We start from the raw sequence: 1,637 nt of genomic DNA, 5'->3' as shown, positions 1-1,637 counted from the left end.
CCTTGATTATCAACTTTATCCGAACACCTCCCACATTCATCCGCACATGTGCGGATGAATGTGGGAACCCGATACCTTGAGGGTCGGATCGGCCGGCCCCGGGAGATCGGAGGACGGCATGTCCGGAGAGAAGAAAAGGGGCTCCGCAAGGGCGGTCCCGAGGGCCTACGGAAGGCTCACGAGGCACGAGCGGGACACGGTCCAGAGGATGCTGGAGCGCGGGGCCTCGTGCAGGGAGATCGCGAGGGAGCTGGGCAGGTCGCCCTCGACGGTGAGCTCCGAGGTGGCGTCGCACAGGTTCGTGACGGCGCCGAAGGCCAGGCGCGGCGAGCGCGTGGACGCCTCCGCCGACCTGTCGGCGGCCTGCCCGCGCCTGGCGGCGTGGCCGCGATGCTGCAACGGCTGCGGCCGGTACCGCGCGATCGGCTGCAAGCGCCGCCCCCACGTCTTCTACGAGGCCCGGGCCGCGCAGCTGTGCGCCGACTCGGTCCTCGCCTCGTCCAGGCGCGGGATAGACGCCGACGAGCCCGCCGCGGCGGCCAGGCTGGAGGCGATAAGGGGCTGCCTGCGCCGGGGGCTGTCGCCCGAGCAGATGGCGGCGCGCAACGGCGGGCCCGTGGACCTGTCGCCGTCGACCATCTACCGCTGGGTCTCGGCGGGCTACGACGGCATGACCAACATGGAGCTCAGGCGCAAGGTCGGCTACAGGCCGAGGAAGCGCGCCGCGGGCCGGGCGGCGACCCGCCACTCCGCCCGCAGGTCGCATGCCGCGTTCCTCGCCCTCGGGGAGGACGCGTGCGCCGCGGCCTGGGAGATGGACACCGTCGAGGGGGCCCGGGAGGACTCCGCCTGCCTGCTCACGCTGCTGCACCGCCCCAGCAGGCTCCAGCTCGCGCTGCCGCTGGAGGAGAAGACCGCCGGGTGCGTCGCGGACGCCCTGGAGGGCGTCCGGGCGGTCCTCGGCGCCGACGGGGCGCGCCGCGTGTTCCGCGCCGTCCTCACCGACAACGGCGCCGAGTTCTCCGACGAGGCGGCGATCGCGGCGCTGCTCGGCGAGGGGCCGGGCGAGACGAGGCTGTTCTACTGCGACCCCGGGCGCAGCGACCAGAAGGGCGCCTGCGAGCGCAACCACGTCGAGATCAGGAAGCTGCTGCCCAAGGGCCGCGGCCTCAGGTTCGACCGGCTGGTCCCGGCGGACCTGGCGCTCGCGATGTCGCACGTGAACTCCGAGCCCCGCGGCGCGCTCGGCTTCGCGACGCCCGCCCGCGCCTTCAGGGCGATGCTCGGGGAGGACGCGGCGGCGCTGCTGGACGCCTACGGCGTGGAGGACGTGCCCCTCGACGGGCTCGACCTGACGCCGGGGCTCATCGAGAGGGCGCGCGCCGAGAGGGGCGATGCCCCGCTGGCCTAGCCTGGAGGGAAAACGGAATAGACGGACCGACCGTTCGGCTGAGTCTGGGAAGAGGTGCCGGGCGGCGGGCGGAGCATGGCCACCGGACCCATCGAAACACATCTCCACCGTTCCTTCAACTGGGAAAATGCCGCCCCCGGGGCCCGGATGGGGCCTCGGGGGCGTTCGGCTAGCTGTGGGAATGGCCTATTTGCTCAATGTGTTCGGCTGAGATCGGAAATCAACC

1 protein-coding gene is annotated in these 1,637 nt (G+C 72.1%); it reads left to right on the top strand.

The features are described from left to right. Positions 1-118 precede the first annotated feature (118 nt). Positions 119-1,411, top strand: a complete 1,293-nt coding sequence (locus ABG996_RS10710) for an IS30 family transposase (RefSeq protein ID WP_347497874.1) — start codon at positions 119-121, stop codon at positions 1,409-1,411. The last annotated feature ends 226 nt before the right edge of the window (positions 1,412-1,637 follow it).

This window comes from Collinsella aerofaciens (assembly GCF_039836695.1).
Lineage (GTDB): Bacteria > Actinomycetota > Coriobacteriia > Coriobacteriales > Coriobacteriaceae > Collinsella > Collinsella aerofaciens_BD.
The sequence above is the reverse complement of the archived record's forward strand: the minus strand, read 5'-3'. Positions and strand labels throughout refer to the sequence as shown.

Bases quoted from the DNA above. Each gene is read 5' to 3' on its own strand.
- ABG996_RS10710 (WP_347497874.1), top strand. From the start codon at position 119: ATGTCCGGAGAGAAGAAAAGGGGCTCCGCAAGGGCGGTCCCGAGGGCC.